Origin of the sequence: Parendozoicomonas sp. Alg238-R29 (assembly GCF_947331445.1) — a bacterium.
GTDB lineage: Bacteria > Pseudomonadota > Gammaproteobacteria > Pseudomonadales > Endozoicomonadaceae > Sansalvadorimonas.
Genome location: NZ_CAMZOG010000011.1, coordinates 20,908 through 38,786 on the forward strand (window position 1 = coordinate 20,908; position 17,879 = coordinate 38,786).

The window sequence follows — 17,879 nt, forward strand, 5'->3', positions numbered from 1 at the left end:
TAAATAACTTGGCGGACTTTTCGTTGCTCAGCACCGACCTGCAGTTGGGTAGGTCGATGCTGCACTCGTGGGGGGGCAATAAAGCGAAGTAAAGCCCGACAATTCTTTTTCAAGGGCCTTTTTAATCGGATGTTTTTGCCAGCGGGGAGTGTGTTTTCCAAAGCTGCTGAAATTCTTCTGTTCGGTTAACTGCCCACTGCAAAGCTTTGGGTAACTGGTCCAGCTCCAGGCTGTCCAACATGTTTTTTACCCCAAGTCCCAGTTCGGTATCACCTTCAATAGCAAGCTTTCTGTTAAAGAACAGTGTATCTGGATCTTCCTGCCGAGTTGCCAGCGTCAGAAAGCTGGTGCTTTCTCCCCGGAACGTCACATCGCAGGAGCGAGGGCCAGACATCACCATTTTGCGATCTGAAACGGTGACATAAAAATCCAGCTGCAGGTCAGACACAGTCACTTTTAGCCAGCGGCCTTCCAGTGCATCAAACTCATCCTCTTCAAGTGGTTGCTGAAAAGCGTGATTCAGTGCCAGTTCCAGAGGCTTATTGCGTATTTCCCAGGGAAGAATGCGGATGGGGTGGAACAACCAGGAACTGGGTGGGAGAGACAGTCGACTCAGGGTGTTGGCTAATCCCATTGTGAAACGTCCATGCGTAGATGTTGATCCAGTGTTTCCGGTGTGAGGTTGTAAAGCTCGTCCAGAATATTAAGTTGCAGGCTTCCAGGCCCCCGGCTGGTGTTGCTGGCGAGTTCTCCAGCAACACCCAAACAGGCGAGGGCTGTTGCTGCGGCAAGTAAAGGGTCCTCTACACCAAGGAATGCTCCAACAAGTGCCGAAGACGTACAACCTGTTCCGGTTACCCGAGCCATCATGGGATGGCCATTGCTCAAGCTGATGACTTGGCGGCCATCGGTAATAATGTCTGTGGCGCCCGTTATCGCAATAACGGTATTGTGCTGGCGAGCGGCATTCACTGCTTCTTCAATAATGGCCTGACTTTCCGTGAGGCTGTCCACCCCACGACCGCCAGACTCCCCTACGAACAGTGCAAGAATTTCAGAAGCATTGCCCCGGACAACAGAAGGATTATATTCCAGAAGCTGTTTGGCTGTATCTAAACGGAATTGTGTGGCTCCAGCACCAACAGGATCAAGAATCCATGGTTTACCAATTGCTTTTGCGTGGTTGGCTGCATCGTTCATTGTCATTGTTGTGCGCCCGGTCAGGGTACCAATGTTAATAACCAGACTATTGGTAATGCCGGTCATGGAAGAGATTTCTTCTGCCGCATCCGACATGATTGGTGAAGCGCCAATAGCCAGCAGGGCGTTGGCGGTATTGTTCATGACTACCGAGTTGGTAATGTTGTGAACCAGTGGGGTTGTCTGGTGTAGTTTTGCCAGACTATTTAACAGATTTTTTTTCAGAAGCATTATTGAGGATCCATTTACTCCGTGAGGATTGTAGCAGTCGTGATTGAGGGCTTTTTTTGATATGGGTCAGAGATGATCTTTTTTGTTCGAAAATATGAGAAATTAGTATTGTTTTTGATTGGTGATAATTCCTGTCCGTTGTCTTTTTTTGGTTTTAAAATGCATGTTTTTCATCTTGTTTGGTTGTAAATACTTTATTTGGTTTGTGCGGTAATTAATATACCTTCCACTGTTGTTAGGGCTGTTGGTTGCTTGTAAAGTGCCTCGCACTAGCACTGATAATGCCTGTTCTGGCTTATTTTTTTGCCTGTTCTTGTTGAGTTGACCTGTTCCCAAGTTAATTGGGCAGGGAAGTATTGTTCTGATTTTATTATAAAATGGTGGTTGCGGTGTCTGCTTCCAAGCGTATTATTGCTGCGGATATCTTTTCTCTGATTCTTTTTGGCTTTGTTGTTGGCGGTTCTGTTGAGCTTTTGATGGGGTTGACGATTCCCCAGAGTTTGCAGTCGAGGCTATTAAGTATTCCGGTGAATCTGGTTATTGCCCGTCCTTACGGCGTATTTCGAGACTGGGTACTGGATAAAGGCAATGCCGAAAAAGCTGGGCAATTCCACAGAACCCTGTTGGATATTCTCGCTTTTATAGTGTTTCAGATGCCAGTTTATATGGCCATTCTTGCGACAACAGGTGCAGACATCGAAACGATTCTGGCCTCGGCCGTTGGGCAGATTGGTGCGATGGTATTTATGGCTCGCCCTTATGGACTCTGGATGCAGTTTTGCCGTAACCGGTTTGTCCCCGAATTCCGCTTTGCTTGATACAACTGTTATGTCATGCAGGTGTTGCGTCATGCAGGCCCCTGAATTGTTAAATTTCCGGAGGTTCAGGGTGCCTGCTTGGTTGAGTTTTAACGTTTTAGTTTATCAATAATAAATTTTACAAAGGTGATGAAACCATAAACAGCAATACTTGTACCAGCAGCAACACTTGTATCAGCGACCGTTCCCACGATCACACCACTCCCAGCTGCGCCTGCTGTACCCGCCAAAAACAGGGCTTTACCACTGTAGCCCTGATTAACAGTTAATGCCGTAATGTAAAAATCTCCAGAGGGAAAGCGAAGAGAGCCATTTTCGCTGGGTATCACGCATTCTCCAGTTTCTCTGCTGATAACACCAGGTTGAACCTTTTTCCCGCAATATGGGCTACAGAAAATCGGCCTGTTTGCCAGTTGGTCACTTTTTTCTGGTAGTGAAAAAAACTGCATGTTTGTTGATGTCTTAGTGTTTTTAACCCAAGACAGAGCCATGACATCGGATGGAAGCAGCACAACTGGTATCCGGCAGTTGTCTTCTACTTTTGTAAAGGCTGATGCGGTGTCAGTCCATATCCAGCAGGACTCCGGTGAGGTACCAATTTTGATACCTGGCAGCGATACCTTTTCTTCAGTTTCATCTGAATAGGCGAGGCAGAAAGGCAAAAAGACTCCTCTTTTTCTGTTTTCCAGAGAATACCTCCAGAACTGTATTCAGGAATTGTTTCAGAAGAATTTGTAGTAGGCACAAAGAAATGGAAGAATGCCACTAATGTTGTAGATAGGAATTTTTTTATGTCTCTGTGTTTTGTAAGTAATTGATATAGAAGAGGAAAGGTAGATTTCCGAAGCGACTTTTTTTTCTGGTATAGTCAAAAAAAGATCGTGTTTAGATGAAAAGCCTGCATTTTGTATCGTTCTAAATAAATAAAAGCATGAAACGACTGTGGGGCAGGAAATAGAGCTTTTCGGTCGTTTTTTTATTGAATTAGCTCTGGCTGCATAACACTGTACAAAAAAGACCGATTGTCATCATGATCTCTATATCTACACATCGGTTTGAATCACATAAAAACAGTTGTTAGAGCTTGCTTTAATGAGAGGGGAAGAGCATGTCACTGCTCTGTGTCGATGATCTGATAATTGAGTTTCCATCCCGTCACGGGGTTGCTGTATCGGTTAAGGGAGTTTCCTTTCAGGTAGAAAAGGGAGAGATTCTTGGGCTGGTGGGGGAATCTGGCGCAGGGAAGTCCACTATCGGCAATGGTATTGTGAATCTATTGAGTTCGCCGGGGCGTGTTGCTGATGGCTCTATCAAATTGGCCGGAGATTCCATTCGTAACCTAGATGATGAAGCCATGCGTAAAGTGCGTGGTCGCCGCATTGGATTTATTTTCCAGGATCCAATGACATCACTGAATCCTCTGCTCACCATCGGCACTCAGCTTATGGAGACAGTTCAGGCGACTCTGGGTGCTGATAAAGAAGCCGCCAGAGCGCGCGCTCTTGAACTACTGGATGCTGTTGGTATTCCAGAGCCGGAATTGCGTTTGGAACAGTATCCCCATCAATTTTCCGGAGGTATGCGTCAGCGGGTTGTTATTGCTATCGCTTTGGCCGGTGAACCTGAATTGATTATTGCGGATGAACCTACGACCGCTCTTGATGTGTCCGTTCAGAATCAAGTGTTGGAGCTGATCCGTAAACTGTGCAAAGAAAGGGATGTAGGCTGCATTCTTATCACCCACGATATGGGTGTTATCGCCAATACCACGGATCGGGTTGCGGTTCTCTATCAAGGAGAGTTGATGGAGTGCGGGCCAACTATGGATGTTCTTGAGCGTCCGCAGCATGCCTATACCCGCAGTCTGATCAGTGCAGTTCCCCGGGTTGATGTTAAAGTGCATCGCTTCCCTCGTGTGGAATATATTGAGAAGGCGGAAAGCAAACCCATTGATGTAAAAAACCATTGGCTGGGTGTTAAGGAAAGCTTTGGCTCCGTAGAAAATGGAGAATTACTAAAGGTTGAGAATCTGGACTTGCGATTTGTTACCAAATCTGCGTTTTTGGAAAAGAACCGCAAGTATGTTCAGGCTATTGATAATGTTTCCTTTACCGTGAAGGACGGCGAAACCTTTGGTCTGGTGGGGGAATCCGGTTCTGGTAAATCCACAACAGCCCGGGTTATTGCTGGCCTTTATCGGCCTGATAATGGTCGAGTTATGTTTGCCGGCCAGGATTTGGGAGCATTGTCTGAAAAGCAGCGTCGTCCATTACGTCGACAGATTCAGATGGTATTCCAGAACCCGTATTCCAGCCTGAACTCCCGGATGACCGTGTCTGATATTATCGCTGAACCTATTCGGTTTCATGATCTAGCGGAATCAGAAATGAAAATCCGTCAGATTGTCAACGATCTTCTTGATCATGTAGGGCTGGGGGCTGCCGCTGGTAAACGTTTTCCTCACGAGTTCTCTGGAGGTCAACGACAGCGGATTTCTATTGCCCGTGCTCTGGCCACCCGACCCCGCTTCCTGATATGTGATGAACCGACATCGGCGTTAGACGTGTCTGTGCAGGCACAAATTTTGAATTTGTTAAAAGACCTGCAAGATGAATTGGGTTTAACCATGCTGTTTATCAGTCATGATCTACCGGTTATTCGACAGATGTGTGACCGAATCGCCGTGATGAAGCAGGGCGGGATTGTTGAAATTAACGACTCTGACTCGTTATTCGCCAATCCGCGGCAAGAATACACGCGCAACCTTATTGAAGTAATGCCGCATCTTGATCATTTGTCCCGTGACGGGCTGGATGTTGAAATGCCCCTTAATAAGGCAGTGGTGTAATTAAGTAGTGAATAAAAATAACAAATTTTTGAATAAATAGTAGAAACAAAGCCCGTAGGGGGGAATCATCACAATGAAGACTAATCAAATATTGGCCGGTGTGGTTGTAGCCGGTGCAATCGCCGCAGGTGCCTATTACTTTTCTGGCACAGGCGAAAAACCGGAAGTGGCTAAAACTGATCCGGCTCCGGTAACTACGGCTGCCTCTCAGGATATTGTTTTGAAGATGGCTTACGATGCTGATCCGGTTTCTCTGGATCCTCATGAGCAGCTGTCTGGTGGTACTCTGCAGATGTCCCATTTGGTGTTTGACCCGCTGGTACGGTGGAATAATAATCTGCAGTTTGATGGGCGTTTGGCAGAAAAGTGGGAGCGGATTGATGATCTGACTGTACGTTTCCATCTGCGGAAGGGTGTGAAATTCCATTCTGGCAATGAGCTGACTTCAACAGATGTGAAGTGGACGTTTGATCGATTGTTGTCCAGTCCGGATTTCAAAGGTGTTTTTGAACCCTTTGAAGGCATGAATGTTGTTGATGAATACACAATAGACCTGGTAACCAAGCGTCCATTCCCTCTGGTTCTGAACGCTGCTACTTATGTGTTCCCAATGGATAGTGCGTTCTACACTGGGCAGGACGACAAGGGTCAGTCAAAAGATCTGCTGAAGAAGCATGCGGATACTTATGCGTCTCGAAACCATTCAGGTACAGGTCCTTACCGTGTAACTGAACGTCAGCAAGGCGTGAAAGTTATATTTGATCGCTTTGACGGTTACTGGGATAAGCAGTCCCCTGGAAACGTTGACGAAATTGTTCTCACTCCTATCAAGGAGGCGCCAACTCGTGTTGCTGCACTGTTGTCTGGCGATGTTGACTTTATTGCACCGGTTCCGCCTACTGATCACAAGCGGGTTGATGGTACAGATGGCACAGATCTGGTAACCATGTCAGGAACTCGTGTCATTACGTTCCAGATGAACCAAGAGCGGGTAGAGGCGTTTAAAGATAAACGCGTTCGTCAAGCTATTGCCTATGCTGTGAACAACGAAGGCATCGTTAAGAGTGTCATGAAAGGTTTTGCATCAGCTGCTGCTCAGCAAGGTCCTAAAGGGTACGCTGGTTATGTAGAAGAGTTGAAGCCGCGCTTTGATCTTGAAAAAGCCAGGCAGTTGATGAAAAAAGCTGGTTACGAAGATGGGTTCAGTATCACCATGGCGGCGCCTAATAACCGCTACGTGAACGATGAGAAAATTGCTCAGGCGGTTGCCAGCATGCTGGCCAAGATCAAGATCAAAGTTGATCTGAAAACCATGCCAAAAGCGCAATACTGGCCAGAGTTTGATAAGCGCTCCGCTGACATGATGATGATTGGCTGGCACGCAGATACAGAAGATTCTGCCAACTTTACCGAGTACCTGACTGCTTGTGCTGATGAAACAACTGGTTGGGGACAGTACAACTCTGGTAACTACTGCAACCCTGAGGTTGATGCTTTGGTGAAAGCCGCTGGTAGTGAAACTGATCCAGCCAAGCGTGCTGCTATGTTGCAACAGGTTGAGAAGACGCTATACGACGAAGCGGCCTTTATTCCTCTGCATTGGCAGAACCTGGCTTGGGGTGCAAGCTCCAAGGCTGGTGTCAGCAAAGTTGTTAACGTGATGGACTTCCCATACCTGGGTGATCTGGTCGTTAAAGAGTAAGAGAAGCAGTTGGTGGCTGGCTGTGGGCAGAGTTCTGCTGCAGCCACCCGCAAACAGCAAACTGCCCATTTAATAGTGAAATAATTCATGCTTGCATTTCTTGCCCGGCGTCTTGTGCAGGCGCTGATTGTTATGTTCGTGATCAGCCTGATCAGTTTTTCGATCCAGGATAATCTGGGCGATCCGCTGCGTGAGATGGTTGGTCAATCTGTTTCCGAAGCTGAGCGTCAGCAGTTACGTGATGAGCTTGGCTTAAATGATCCATTTCTCACACAATACGGTCGCTTTTTAAGTAGTGCTGTTCAGGGAGATCTGGGGCAATCCTATTTCTTTAAGGAACCGGCTCTTGAGGTGATTCTTGCCAAGCTGCCAGCCACTCTGGAGCTGACCTTTGGCGCCACCCTGCTCATTATTGTTATTTCTATTCCGGCGGGTGTTTATGCGGCTATTCGCCCTCACAGCGTACTGACAAGAGCTATTCTTGGTTTCAGTATTCTGGGTATATCGGTTCCTGTTTTTTTAACGGCTATTTTCTGTATCTATCTGTTTTCAATTGAACTCGGCTGGTTACCGTCTTATGGGCGGGGGGAGCTGGTTCCCGTGTGGGGAGTCTGGGAAACCGGGTATTTGAATAAAGATGGTTTGCTGCATTTGATCCTGCCCTGTGTGTCTTTGGCCAGTATTATGTTGCCGCTGTTTATTCGCTTGATTCGTTCCGAAATGGTTGAAGCTTTACATACAGAATATGTGAAATTCGCCAAGGCCAAAGGTTTGAGAAAGGCTCGAATCTATTTTCTTCATGCGTTAAAAAATACGATGCTGCCTGTGGTAACTGTGGGTGGTGTGCAAATAGGCACCATGGTGGCGTACACGATTCTGACTGAAACAGTATTCCAGTGGCCAGGAATGGGCTTCCTGTTCCTTGAGGCTGTAAACCGTGTAGATACACCGTTGATTGTGGCTTACCTGATTGTTGTGGGGGCAATTTTCGTTGTTGTAAATACCCTTGTTGATTTGATTTATGGGTTGATTAATCCAACTGTGCGCCTGGCTGGAGGTGATAAATGAGCACTGACACCTCGGCTAGGAATGATGTTGTTGTCCCGGGGCGGCTGGAGAGATTCCTGCAGTCCAATTTCTGGTACAGCTTTAAGCGAGACAAGGTTGCCATAGTTTCCTTTGTGGTTTTGGTGTTAATGGCGGGTTCAGCTTTGTTGGCACCCGTTATTGCACCCACTAATCCTTATGATCTGGCCACAATTGATATTATGGATTCAGAGCTTCCTCCTTTCTGGGCGGAAGAGGGTGAAGAACGGTTCATATTGGGTACAGATGATCAGGGTCGTGACCTCTTCAGTACCATTCTCTATGGTATGAAAACGTCCCTGACCATTGGTCTCTGTGCTGTGATGTTGCAGATGTGTCTGGGAATCATCATCGGCCTGAGTTCCGGTTACTTTGGTGGGCGGATTGATAGCTTCCTCATGCGAGTGGCAGATATCCAACTTTCCTTCTCAACTATGATGGTTGCCATCATTGTGCTGGCAGTGTTTCAGGCATCATTTGGTTCGGAGCTCTATAGCCAGTTAGCCATGCTGATGTTGATACTGGTAATAGGTATTGCTGAGTGGCCGCAATATGCACGGACGATTCGTGCTTCTGTACTGGCAGAGAAAAAGAAAGAGTATGTTGAGGCCGCGCGAGTTATGGGCTTTGGTAGCGGCCGGATTATGTTCCGCCATATATTGCCGAACTGCCTGTCCCCAATTTTGGTGATTTCTACCGTTCAAATTGCGAACGCCATTATCAGTGAAGCGGCTCTTTCATTCCTTGGGTTGGGGATGCCAGTATCGCAGCCCTCGCTGGGAGCACTGATATCCAGTGGTTTTGAATATATCTTCTCTGGCAGCTGGTGGATTACAGTTATTCCTGGAATCGTGCTGGTGGTTTTGGTATTGGTAATGAATCTTCTGGGTGATTGGTTGCGGGATGTAATGAACCCGAAGCTTTATAAAGGTTAACCCTTCATTGCCCGCAGAGCTTGAAGCAAAAAAACCGCCGATATTCGGCGGTTTTTTGTGCTTGCCAAATGGTATTCGCAAACAGGGTGAAAATTGGTTACTTTCAAAGATAGGTGAATGTCTGAGTATTCTAAACGTGTTTTCTGAATCTTTGGCTTTAAGGATAAAGCTGCATGGTACATGATTCCATGATTCTTCCCGTTATTCTCTCCGGCGGCACAGGCTCTCGCCTCTGGCCGCAATCCCGTGCTTTGTGTCCCAAGCAGTTTCAGCCTTTGGTTAATCAATACACTCTGTTTCAGAATACGATTCAGCGGTTAGACAAGTTAGACAATCTGCAGCCTCCCATGGTGATTGCCAATGAAGAGCATCGTTTTCTGGTCGCAGAACAACTCCGCCAACTGAACTGTGAGACAACATCTATAGTGCTTGAGCCAGAAGGGCGGAATACTGCGCCAGCTGTTGCCCTTGCGGCTTTTCAGGCTTTGGCTGATGAAAATGATCCTTTATTGTTGGTGCTGGCTGCTGACCATGTGATTCAGGATGAACAGGCGTTTCATCTATCAGTGAGAGATGCTGTATCTGCCGCAGAGAAGGGAAATCTTGTGACTTTCGGCATAACGCCTGATCGTGCTGAAACAGGGTATGGCTATATCAAGGTGAGTTCTCTGTCGTCCGCTGACATGAGTCCGTTAATGGCTGTTGCTGAGTTTGTTGAAAAACCAGATAAGGCAACAGCTGAGGAATATGTGTCCAGTGGTGGCTATTACTGGAACTCCGGTATGTTTTTGTTTCGTGCCTCTGTTTATCTGGAAGAGTTAAAGCGGTTCAGGCCAAACATTTATGCAGCCTGTGAGCAGGCAATGGCTGTTCAGACCTCCGACCTTGATTTTACCCGTATAAACAAAGAAGCATTTCTGGTGTGTCCGGCGGTATCGGTTGATTATGCGGTTATGGAAACAACAGAGAAAGCTGTGATGGTTGGTTTGGATGCAGGCTGGTCGGATATCGGCTCTTGGTCAGGGCTTGCAGATGTTCTTCCAAAAGATAGTGATAATAATTCTGTTGATGGTGATGTGATCAGTCTGGATTCCCAAAATTGTTTATTGCGCGCAGAAAAGAAACTGCTGGCCTGTATTGGGTTGGAAAATCTGGTAGTTGTCGAAACCGATGATGCCATTCTCGTTGCGGATAAAGATCGTGCTCAGGAGGTGAAACCGCTTGTAGAAAACCTTCAGCGCCAGAAACGCTCAGAAGCGCAACTGCATCGTAAAGTGTTTCGCCCCTGGGGGTTTTATGACACGGTCGACAGTGGTGATCGGTTTCAGGTAAAGCGTCTTACAGTGCATCCCGGCGCCAGTCTTTCCCAGCAGAAACATTTTCATCGTGCTGAACATTGGGTTGTAGTCTCGGGCACGGCAAAAGTTACGTGCGGAGAAAAAACCTTTCTTGTGACAGAAAATGAATCCACGTTTATCCCTATTGGAGAGGTTCACTGTCTAGAGAATCCCGGCAAGGTTCCCCTGCACCTGATTGAAGTGCAGAGCGGCAGTTATCTTGGAGAAGATGACATTGTGCGTTTTACGCACTCTTGCGGACACCCGTAATCCGCACTGGGTGAAATCAGATATCTTCCCCTATGCTTGCCAATGATGGTTGGGAGGCATAATGAAAACAGTTCTGTGTTTCGGCGATTCCATAACTTGGGGTTTTAATCCTCTGATTGGCCATCGGCATAATTACGAGAATCGTTGGACTACGGTTTTGCAAAGCCAGCTAGGAGACTGGAAACTCATAAATCAGTTGACCTGCTGGTTCTTATGTTGGGTGGGGCAATGGTTTCTGAGGTTCTCAAGGCGCTCAAACCCTAATAATTTGAGCTTCAAGAACCCAGAGAATAACAGTGAGTGCGAAGGCAAATGCCGTGAGTACAAGGTGACTTGACCGTGTATCGATTACGGCAGCAAGACTTGAGGTATTTTCGTTATTGCTTTGGCTTAGTAAATCGTCATAGCCAGACTTATGAGTAAACAGACAAAGAGCGATGCAAATTGCAGTGGTAAAACCTGTTAGATTCCAGAGTATCCAGTGCACAGAGTGGCTGCACCACAAACCGATATTCAGAGCTATGCCTGCCAGAATACCTGTAAGGATTCCTTTGGCTGACACTCTTTTAAATAAAATACCGGCAATAAATGCTGCCAATATCGGGCCATAGAAAATCGACCCCGCTTTGTTGATCGCTTCAATGACAGTGTCAGCAAAATATTTAGTTGTAAGTGCCAGAAGAATAATCAGCCCGCCCCAAAGAGCTGTTGTTAAGCGACCAGCCCATAGTATTTGTTGCGAACTGAGTTGGTTTTTCCGAGGAAGAAAATCTTCTATTGTAACGGCAGATAAAGAATTAATGGTGGAATCAAGGCTGGACATAGCCGCAGCCAGAATAGCGGCAACAATACATGCTCGAATACCTTCTGGTAGATAATGGATGATGTACAGGGGAACCAAAGCATCACTGGTTTCATAGATAGCTGTTTGAAGCAGGGGTTCTTTCTGGAGAAAAATACCCAAGGTTATGCCTAAAGCGATGTATAGCATGTGCAGAGGAAGTCGGCCAAGGGCATTAAAGTACAGTGATTTTCGAGCATGTTGGTCATTTTGGGCGGAAAGCTGTCTTTGAGCCTGACTTTGATCAACACCGTAATAAGACAGGTAAAGAAATAAACTGCAGACAATAAAAACCCACAGGGGAACCTGATTTGTTGAACTTTGGTTCAGGGTTGTCTGATGCTCTGATGAAAGAAAGTGATTGATCTCCGCGATTCCGCCATCTGGCATGGTGTAAACAAGGCAAATAGCCAAGCCTGCTACCAGAATAATCATTTGAATAACATCTGAGTAAACAACGGCCGTCATTCCGCCAATCACATCATAAAGAACCGTGACAATGCCGATTAATAAAACCATCTGCCAGATGGGCAGTTGCAAACATGCAGAAAGAACTATAGAAGTGGCATAAGTGCTAATACCGGCAGCAAGACCCCGGCTTAACAGAAACAGGGCACTGACAAGCTTTCTAACGGTGCGATTAAAGCGAAGTTCCAGGTATTCATAAATACTGATTAAAGAGAGCTTGCGAAACAAAGGAACCAGCAGGGCGGCCACGATTATCAAAGCCAGCGGTACAGCGGGCTCCATGCGCAGGAGTGTTAAGGCGCCACCTTCATTCAGAGCCACAAATGCCGGAATAGAAATAAAACTGATGGCAGAGGATTGGGTAGCCATAGTGGAAGCGCCTACGGCCCACCAGGGAAGATTACGGCCACTTAAAAAATAATCTTCTTGGGATTGGTGTTTCTTACCGAGTATTATGCTGACAACAATCATCAACACTAAATACCCACAGATGATTGTCCAATCCAGTGAAGACATAAAAAAAGCCGCAATCGATCAACTGCGGCAACTATAGAAGATATGGCAGTGTTTACTCGTATTCCACAATGGTAGAAACATTCAGGCCATAAAGCGTGTCGGTATACTGGGAGGTGTTTTTCTCAACATTAATTGTGCCTTCTATCCAGTAAGGCGTGTAGCCAGCTTCGGTTACTTTGATGCCTTTGTCATAGCGCACATAAATAGTTTGGTTAGGTGGCGGTGGTGGTGTATGGACACAGGCCCCCAGAGTAGGCACCAGCAGCAACTCTGTCGCCATCTGGTTTTTATCCAGATTCAGGGGAACAAGAAAGCCGGGAATTTTCACCTGAGATTTATCAAGGGTTTTTACTGGTGTATTCCCCAGGGTTTCCATGTAATCCATAACGTCTTCACGGTCCATCTCTCCCGCTTCATATTTTTTGACCACGGCTTCATCAACCGGCGGCATAAGAGCTTCCCAGCTGATTTCTTCGAAAATGGTTTTTTTTCCAGTGTCTTTTGCCTGGGAAAACATAGGGAACCCGGCTATAAGCAGTACTGCGAAGAATGCTGTTAAACGTTTAAACATATTTTGTCCTCAACCTTATTATTATCTTACAGACGTACTGTCAGGCCGTCAGCTAATGAATTTCTGTATGCCCGCCACGCTGGAATAGCACCAAGAATGGTGGCGCTGATAACAATGATTCCTGCAAGAACAGCCTCGAATTGTCCTGGCAGAGTAATGTTAAGGTGCAGGCCAAGGTTGCTCTGGAGAATGGGCTGAACGGCAAATAGCAGGCCGTACATCAATACAAAGCCCAACAGTGTACCTATCAGTGCATAGACCAGGGACTCTGTGATCATCAGCGCAAAGATATGCCAGGGGCGGGCGCCAACAGAGCGTAAAATAGCCATTTCCCGTCGTCTTTCATTGAGAGATGTAAGGATCGTGGTCAGCATTCCCATCAACCCGGCAATCACTACCATAACCGAAACGGCCAGCAGGGCTTTCTCTGCAGAGCCAACGAGTTGCCAGAGTTCACCTAAAGCGACACCGGGAAGAATGGCTGTTAAAGATTCCTGGGGGAACTCATTGACTTTACGTTGATAACGAAATGCCGCGATACGGGATTTTAAACCCACAAAGTAAGCAGTTACGCTGGTGGGCAACAGGTTCATGGCTTCGGCTTTGCCTGCGGAAACCGAGAAAGCGGCGATGGGGGGCGCCCCATTAACCCAATCAATATGAAGCGCTTCAATACCCGCCAGAGAAATCATAATAGCTCTGTCCATGGGTGTGCCTGTTGGTGCAAGAATACCGGACACACGGAAAGGCTTATCATCATGATTCTGCAGGCTACGGCTTTCTACACCGTGACTGAGAACAACATCCTGTCCGATGATGTACCCCAGTTCCTGCGCAACCGTTGACCCCAGTACGGCATCATAAAGTTTGTTAAATGGTTTTCCTTCTACGAAAGACAGGAGCTGTTTGTTGCCGTAGCGGAAATGCTGGAATATGGCATCTGAAGTCCCTACAACGCGATAACCTTTGTGGGAATCTCCGAGAGCAATAGGCACCGCCCAGGCAACAGCTGGGTCGGATGAAAGATCCTGATAGGTTTCCCAAGTGAGATTGTTGGTCGCATTGCCAATATGGAACACTGAGTAGAGCAAAAGATTCAGGGAGCTGCTGCGTGCCCCCACCACCAGATCAGTGCCAGACACAGTGCTGGTAAAACTGTTCTTGGCTTCAACGCGAATCTTCTCAACTCCCAGCAATAGCGCCACGCTTACGGCTATAGAGAAGATTGTTAACAGAGCCGTGACTCTTCGGTTTTTCAGGCTTTTCAGTGCCAGCGCCATCACAGTCATCAGGCTGTCTCCTGCTCATTCGAAGATTCCGCGAGCCAGTGCTGGCTCATTCGGTTGATCGTATGGAGGGGAATGGATCGGTCAAACAGTGGCTCCAGAGTTGGATCATGGCTGACAAAAACTAACGTGCTGCCTGCGGCCTCGCACTCTTCGAATAACAGTTTGATGAATGCTTCTCTGGTATCGGTATCCAGTGCAGACGTCGGTTCGTCAGCAATAATAATATCGGGTTTGCCAATCAGAGCCCGGGCCGCTGCAACCCTTTGTTGTTGACCAATACTGAGTTCAGTCACACTGCGTTTTATAAGTTCAGGATCAGTCAGGCCCAGATGATTGAGTAATCGTATAGCTTCCTGCTTTTCTTCAACGCCTGTTTGAATAATGTTGTATTTCCTTGCGTCAGCAAAGCCTAAGGGCAACGTCACATTCTCAATAACTGAAAGGTAAGGAATCAGATTAAACATCTGGAAAATAAAACCAATATGTTCCGCACGGAAGTGATCTCGTTTCGACGGAGACAGGTTATTAAGATCTGCCCCCAGCACGGCAACCTGCCCTCGCTCAGGGGTGAGTACTCCGCCAAGAAGACCAAGTAATGTGGTTTTACCGGAACCTGATGGCCCGCGAATAAAAACCTTTTCTCCTTGACGGATTATCAATTCCTGAATATCTAGTACAGGCGTGCCTGCTTTCCAGCTGAACTGAATATCCTTCAGAGCAATAACCGGTGGGTGAGAGCTGAGCATTTTAGAAACGCACCTCCGGCTTATCCTGGGTCAGATGGCTGAATACCTGACCTTTAGGAGCAATGCCCTGAATCTTTAACTCTTCGCTATTGGGGAAGGTGGTGAAGAATGTTGTCCCCAGACTGTTCAGCTTTTTGATGTCGGAACACTGATAAACGTAAGTGGCTTCAATATCCATGTGTTGACTCTCATCATGTTCGTCAGGCTTTTGGGCGTGATGTTCATCGTGTTCGTGTTCATCATGCTTCTCGGCATGGTGCTCATCGTGGCCGTGCTCATTATGTGTCTCAGCATGACCGTTCTCGGCTCCGGGGATTTTGGCTTCTACCAGCTTACAGGACGCAGCGGGAGTGAACCTCCACAGATCAGCAGAGCCCAGCTGCTTGTAGGCTTCCTCCAGTTTGTGGTGTTGTTCTTCTGTGGTAATTGTTTCAAAACCAAGAATATCAAAGCCCGGAGTTTTGAGTTCCAGATAAATCTGGTTGCCCTCGATAGCGAAATTCAATCCACCTTCGCCATGGATATGTGCGTCAGCATGGCGGGTGTGGCTTTCAGCCGATGCGCCCATAGATACTGTGGCCCATGCAATAACTGCTGCCAGACGGGCAGCCTTTGGGGAAAAGTGTCCCATGTTTCACTCCAGATAATTTTAAGGTCGTTTTAATGAATCAGGTGACCGTAATCGGAGGTGCACGGGTGACCCTGCTGGTCGGTGTTTTTGCTGAGAGTGGTGTGCGCTCCACCTCAACCTGTTGGGGGGGGCGTAAAACGACATGTGTACCCACGCCGTAAACAACGGGGGATGTTTGAGCAAATAGTTTACAGGTTGTGCTGTGATGCTGATCCGAGTGCCAGTGCTCGGCGTGATCTTCAAGGCTCAGCGATTGATAGAGTTCAACAAAGGCGGGTGCAAAACTTGTTTCCGGTGTATTGGAATCGTTATGGCTGTGGCTAACGGAATAGAGGGCAACACATAGATAAACAATCACAAGCAGCGAGCCTTGGAAAGGACGCTTATATAAGTTGTTTGCCGTTTTCTCTATGCTGGAAATCATGAAACCTGCTTTGTTCTGTTCCGCTCTGAATAGAACTCGCAGTCATAGGCTGTGAGTTGATCAGAATGCGGATGTTACAATATAACAGGTTTCATTTTGATGAAAGTGGGTTATGCCTCAGTTTGGGCTTCAAGTTGTTGAAGTAACATATCCAGCTTTGGTGTTTTTATGCCAGCCTGTTTTGCGACCTTCAAAGGGTTTCTATAGATATATTCCAGTTCCAGCGGTTTTTGAGAGCGATAATCCAAAAGCATACTGGGCAGGTAATCTTTCATTTTGTCGGTATTGTCCAGCATGTTGTCAGCCAAAGAGGGATCAAGGCTGATGCCTTCGCTTTGTGCGCAAGCAATGACTTCCAGCATCAGGTCTTTAATCAGGGCACGGCTGGAGGGGTGGGCCATAATGGGGCCGGTGGATTGATCCAGCATCACAGACAGTCCGTTGTATGGCATATTCCACACAAGCTTTTCCCAGCGAGCCCGGGTCAGGTTGTCGGATTTCTGAATGGGAATGCCGGCTTGTTCCAGCTTGTTGCTCCAGATCTCATAAGAGGGCTGATCTTCTGGCCGAAAAGCTCCAAGACGAATGGCGCCATAATCCAGGTGAGAGATATGTCCGGGACCAATCTTGTTACTGCAGACAAAACAGAGTCCACCGAGAATATTGACAGCGGGAAATTTCTCCGCAATTTGCTGCTCAAGCCCAAGTCCATTTTGCAGGATTAAAACTGTCAATCCTGGATGAGCCATTTTTTCCAGGGTGTCGAATAGCACAGATACATGGGTTGTTTTCAGTCCAACGAGCAGCAGGTCACATTCTGGAAGTTGTGCCACGTTGGCATAAACGTCTGGATTTGAAATACGAAAGTCACCAAATACGGAATCAACTTTCAAACCGTTTTGTTGCACATGATCTCTGTCGCTATTAAGCAGCCAGCAGACCTGCTCTCCCGCTTGAGCCAGCATACCACCATACAACCCGCCAACAGCTCCGCCACCCAGTACTGCAACTGTCATAGTTATCCTGTCATTTCGATTCTTGGATTTATTAAAGGCTGACACTTCTTTACTGAATCGGCAAGTTCATAAGCTGGTTCGGAGTATCAATAATAAACGTGGGGTGGTGTTCATCCGTGGTTGCCTATTCGGTAAAGAATTCATACAGCGGTGAGCCGATATGTTTGCCCAGTTGTGATTTCGGTTTTGGTATGTGGTTAAAATGGTTCAAGGCATGGTTAAGGGAAAAGAACAGTCAGTCTGTCATTTCTCGTAAATGACTCTGAGCCTTTAATGCTTTATAAAACACGGATCAAATCGAATAATAAAAAGGTATATTCATGAACAGGCGTTGGTTTCTGGCAACAACAGCATTGGCTGTTTCCGGATTTGCCACATCTGTTATTGCCCGTCTGGGGCAGGATCAGAATGCCCATCTTGCTCTGGGGCCATCGATTACCGAGCAGCCGCAGTCTTTTTTCTCAGATGATCAACGGGCACTGGTTGCTCAAATTACAGAAACAATTATTCCTCGCACAGATACCCCCGGTGCCATTGATGCTGGTGTTCCGGTTTTTGTGGAGTCTATGGTTGCTGAATGGCTGGTAGAGAAGGAAAAAAATATATTTCTTCAAGGACTGGAGCAGGTTACCCGTTTAAGTCAGCAGGATTATCAAAAGAGTTTCACCGAGTTGGATGCAAGCCAGCGCACTCGTATTCTCGAAATACTGGAGAAAGAAGCCAGTGATTCGCCATGGTACAACTTTGGGAATGTACAAAGGGATTTTGTAGAGGGTGCACCGTTTATCTGTCAGATCAAAGAACTGACCATCTTTGGTTTTTACTCATCGGAAGTTGGAGCCAAGGAAACCTTGCGGCATAACCCCATGCCAATGTCGTTTGATGGTGAATATGGGCTTGATGAAGGTGAAAGCACCTGGTCAACAATTCGTGTGATGTAGGGACTTACC

Annotated in this window: 17 protein-coding genes; 7 read left to right on the plus strand and 10 right to left on the minus strand. The window is 46.9% G+C overall.

The window, feature by feature from the left end:
- Positions 1–121 precede the first annotated feature (121 nt).
- The gene (locus QMA35_RS04565) at positions 122–634 is read right to left on the minus strand and encodes an SCP2 sterol-binding domain-containing protein (RefSeq protein WP_281645950.1); all 513 of its coding nucleotides are present in this window, start codon (positions 632–634) and stop codon (positions 122–124) included.
- Positions 625–1,431 (minus strand): hydroxyethylthiazole kinase, encoded by an 807-nt coding sequence (gene thiM / locus QMA35_RS04570; protein WP_281645951.1) that lies wholly within the window; start codon positions 1,429–1,431, stop codon positions 625–627. Before thiM ends, QMA35_RS04565 begins: the two co-directional genes overlap by 10 nt.
- A gap of 389 nt (positions 1,432–1,820) precedes the next feature.
- On the opposite strand from thiM, the gene alaE reads away from it, so the two are divergent.
- Positions 1,821–2,249 carry an L-alanine exporter AlaE gene (gene alaE / locus QMA35_RS04575; protein ID WP_281645952.1) on the plus strand — a complete coding sequence of 143 codons (429 nt, stop codon included), beginning with the start codon at positions 1,821–1,823 and terminating at the stop codon, positions 2,247–2,249.
- 89 nt (positions 2,250–2,338) lie between these two features.
- On the opposite strand, the gene QMA35_RS04580 is transcribed toward alaE, so the two are convergent.
- The gene (locus QMA35_RS04580) at positions 2,339–2,740 is read right to left on the minus strand and encodes a hypothetical protein (RefSeq protein ID WP_281645953.1); all 402 of its coding nucleotides are present in this window, start codon (positions 2,738–2,740) and stop codon (positions 2,339–2,341) included.
- A 617-nt stretch (positions 2,741–3,357) separates the two neighbouring features.
- Between QMA35_RS04580 and QMA35_RS04585 the strand changes: the two genes are divergently transcribed.
- The 5 genes from QMA35_RS04585 (at position 3,358) to QMA35_RS04605 (ending at position 10,427) form a co-directional block, all read left to right on the plus strand.
- Positions 3,358–5,097, plus strand: a complete 1,740-nt coding sequence (locus QMA35_RS04585) for an ABC transporter ATP-binding protein (protein WP_281645954.1) — start codon at positions 3,358–3,360, stop codon at positions 5,095–5,097.
- Positions 5,098–5,170: 73 nt separating this feature from the next.
- Complete coding sequence (locus tag QMA35_RS04590) at positions 5,171–6,799, plus strand: ABC transporter substrate-binding protein (protein WP_281645955.1); 1,629 nt, start codon at positions 5,171–5,173, stop codon at positions 6,797–6,799.
- A gap of 87 nt (positions 6,800–6,886) precedes the next feature.
- A complete protein-coding gene (locus QMA35_RS04595) occupies positions 6,887–7,867 on the plus strand; it encodes an ABC transporter permease (protein ID WP_281645956.1) in 981 nt (326 codons plus the stop codon).
- A complete protein-coding gene (locus QMA35_RS04600) occupies positions 7,864–8,820 on the plus strand; it encodes an ABC transporter permease (protein ID WP_281645957.1) in 957 nt (318 codons plus the stop codon). The genes QMA35_RS04595 and QMA35_RS04600 overlap by 4 nt, the downstream gene beginning before the upstream one ends.
- Positions 8,821–8,993: 173 nt before the next feature.
- Complete coding sequence (locus QMA35_RS04605) at positions 8,994–10,427, plus strand: mannose-1-phosphate guanylyltransferase/mannose-6-phosphate isomerase (protein WP_348650927.1); 1,434 nt, start codon at positions 8,994–8,996, stop codon at positions 10,425–10,427.
- A gap of 253 nt (positions 10,428–10,680) precedes the next feature.
- Here QMA35_RS04605 and QMA35_RS04610 read toward each other — a convergent pair whose 3' ends face one another.
- The 7 genes from QMA35_RS04610 to QMA35_RS04640 all read right to left on the minus strand — a co-directional run bounded on the left by QMA35_RS04610 (position 10,681) and on the right by QMA35_RS04640 (position 16,929).
- Complete coding sequence (locus QMA35_RS04610) at positions 10,681–12,252, minus strand: sodium/solute symporter (protein WP_281645958.1); 1,572 nt, start codon at positions 12,250–12,252, stop codon at positions 10,681–10,683.
- A gap of 52 nt (positions 12,253–12,304) precedes the next feature.
- Positions 12,305–12,823: a DUF3299 domain-containing protein gene (locus QMA35_RS04615; protein ID WP_281645959.1), complete on the minus strand. Its 519-nt coding sequence runs from the start codon at positions 12,821–12,823 to the stop codon at positions 12,305–12,307.
- Between the two features lie 26 nt (positions 12,824–12,849).
- On the minus strand, positions 12,850–14,112 hold the full coding sequence (locus QMA35_RS04620; RefSeq protein WP_281645960.1) for an ABC transporter permease: 1,263 nt from the start codon (positions 14,110–14,112) through the stop codon (positions 12,850–12,852).
- Entirely contained in the window at positions 14,112–14,858 is a 747-nt protein-coding gene (locus QMA35_RS04625; protein ID WP_281645961.1) for an ABC transporter ATP-binding protein, read from the minus strand. The genes QMA35_RS04620 and QMA35_RS04625 overlap by 1 nt, the downstream gene beginning before the upstream one ends.
- A gap of 1 nt (position 14,859) precedes the next feature.
- Positions 14,860–15,489: a DUF2796 domain-containing protein gene (locus QMA35_RS04630; protein WP_281645962.1), complete on the minus strand. Its 630-nt coding sequence runs from the start codon at positions 15,487–15,489 to the stop codon at positions 14,860–14,862.
- Between the two features lie 37 nt (positions 15,490–15,526).
- Complete coding sequence (locus QMA35_RS04635) at positions 15,527–15,913, minus strand: hypothetical protein (protein WP_281645963.1); 387 nt, start codon at positions 15,911–15,913, stop codon at positions 15,527–15,529.
- 110 nt (positions 15,914–16,023) lie between these two features.
- Entirely contained in the window at positions 16,024–16,929 is a 906-nt protein-coding gene (locus tag QMA35_RS04640; protein ID WP_281645964.1) for a putative 2-dehydropantoate 2-reductase, read from the minus strand.
- Positions 16,930–17,249: 320 nt separating this feature from the next.
- Between QMA35_RS04640 and QMA35_RS04645 the strand changes: the two genes are divergently transcribed.
- Positions 17,250–17,870, plus strand: a complete 621-nt coding sequence (locus tag QMA35_RS04645; RefSeq protein ID WP_281645965.1) for a gluconate 2-dehydrogenase subunit 3 family protein — start codon at positions 17,250–17,252, stop codon at positions 17,868–17,870.
- Positions 17,871–17,879: the final 9 nt, after the last annotated feature.

What these genes read in the sequence shown, in the direction of transcription:
- QMA35_RS04565 (WP_281645950.1), bottom strand. Translation starts at nt 634, where the DNA reads ATGGGATTAGCCAACACCCTGAGTCGACTGTCTCTCCCACCCAGTTCC.
- thiM (WP_281645951.1), bottom strand. Translation starts at nt 1,431, where the DNA reads ATGCTTCTGAAAAAAAATCTGTTAAATAGTCTGGCAAAACTACACCAG.
- QMA35_RS04580 (WP_281645953.1), bottom strand. Translation starts at nt 2,740, where the DNA reads ATGGCTCTGTCTTGGGTTAAAAACACTAAGACATCAACAAACATGCAG.
- QMA35_RS04585 (WP_281645954.1), top strand. Translation starts at nt 3,358, where the DNA reads ATGTCACTGCTCTGTGTCGATGATCTGATAATTGAGTTTCCATCCCGT.
- QMA35_RS04590 (WP_281645955.1), top strand. Translation starts at nt 5,171, where the DNA reads ATGAAGACTAATCAAATATTGGCCGGTGTGGTTGTAGCCGGTGCAATC.
- QMA35_RS04595 (WP_281645956.1), top strand. Translation starts at nt 6,887, where the DNA reads ATGCTTGCATTTCTTGCCCGGCGTCTTGTGCAGGCGCTGATTGTTATG.
- QMA35_RS04600 (WP_281645957.1), top strand. Translation starts at nt 7,864, where the DNA reads ATGAGCACTGACACCTCGGCTAGGAATGATGTTGTTGTCCCGGGGCGG.
- QMA35_RS04605 (WP_348650927.1), top strand. Translation starts at nt 8,994, where the DNA reads ATGGTACATGATTCCATGATTCTTCCCGTTATTCTCTCCGGCGGCACA.
- QMA35_RS04610 (WP_281645958.1), bottom strand. Translation starts at nt 12,252, where the DNA reads ATGTCTTCACTGGATTGGACAATCATCTGTGGGTATTTAGTGTTGATG.
- QMA35_RS04615 (WP_281645959.1), bottom strand. Translation starts at nt 12,823, where the DNA reads ATGTTTAAACGTTTAACAGCATTCTTCGCAGTACTGCTTATAGCCGGG.
- QMA35_RS04620 (WP_281645960.1), bottom strand. Translation starts at nt 14,112, where the DNA reads ATGACTGTGATGGCGCTGGCACTGAAAAGCCTGAAAAACCGAAGAGTC.
- QMA35_RS04625 (WP_281645961.1), bottom strand. Translation starts at nt 14,858, where the DNA reads ATGCTCAGCTCTCACCCACCGGTTATTGCTCTGAAGGATATTCAGTTC.
- QMA35_RS04630 (WP_281645962.1), bottom strand. Translation starts at nt 15,489, where the DNA reads ATGGGACACTTTTCCCCAAAGGCTGCCCGTCTGGCAGCAGTTATTGCA.
- QMA35_RS04635 (WP_281645963.1), bottom strand. Translation starts at nt 15,913, where the DNA reads ATGATTTCCAGCATAGAGAAAACGGCAAACAACTTATATAAGCGTCCT.
- QMA35_RS04640 (WP_281645964.1), bottom strand. Translation starts at nt 16,929, where the DNA reads ATGACAGTTGCAGTACTGGGTGGCGGAGCTGTTGGCGGGTTGTATGGT.
- QMA35_RS04645 (WP_281645965.1), top strand. Translation starts at nt 17,250, where the DNA reads ATGAACAGGCGTTGGTTTCTGGCAACAACAGCATTGGCTGTTTCCGGA.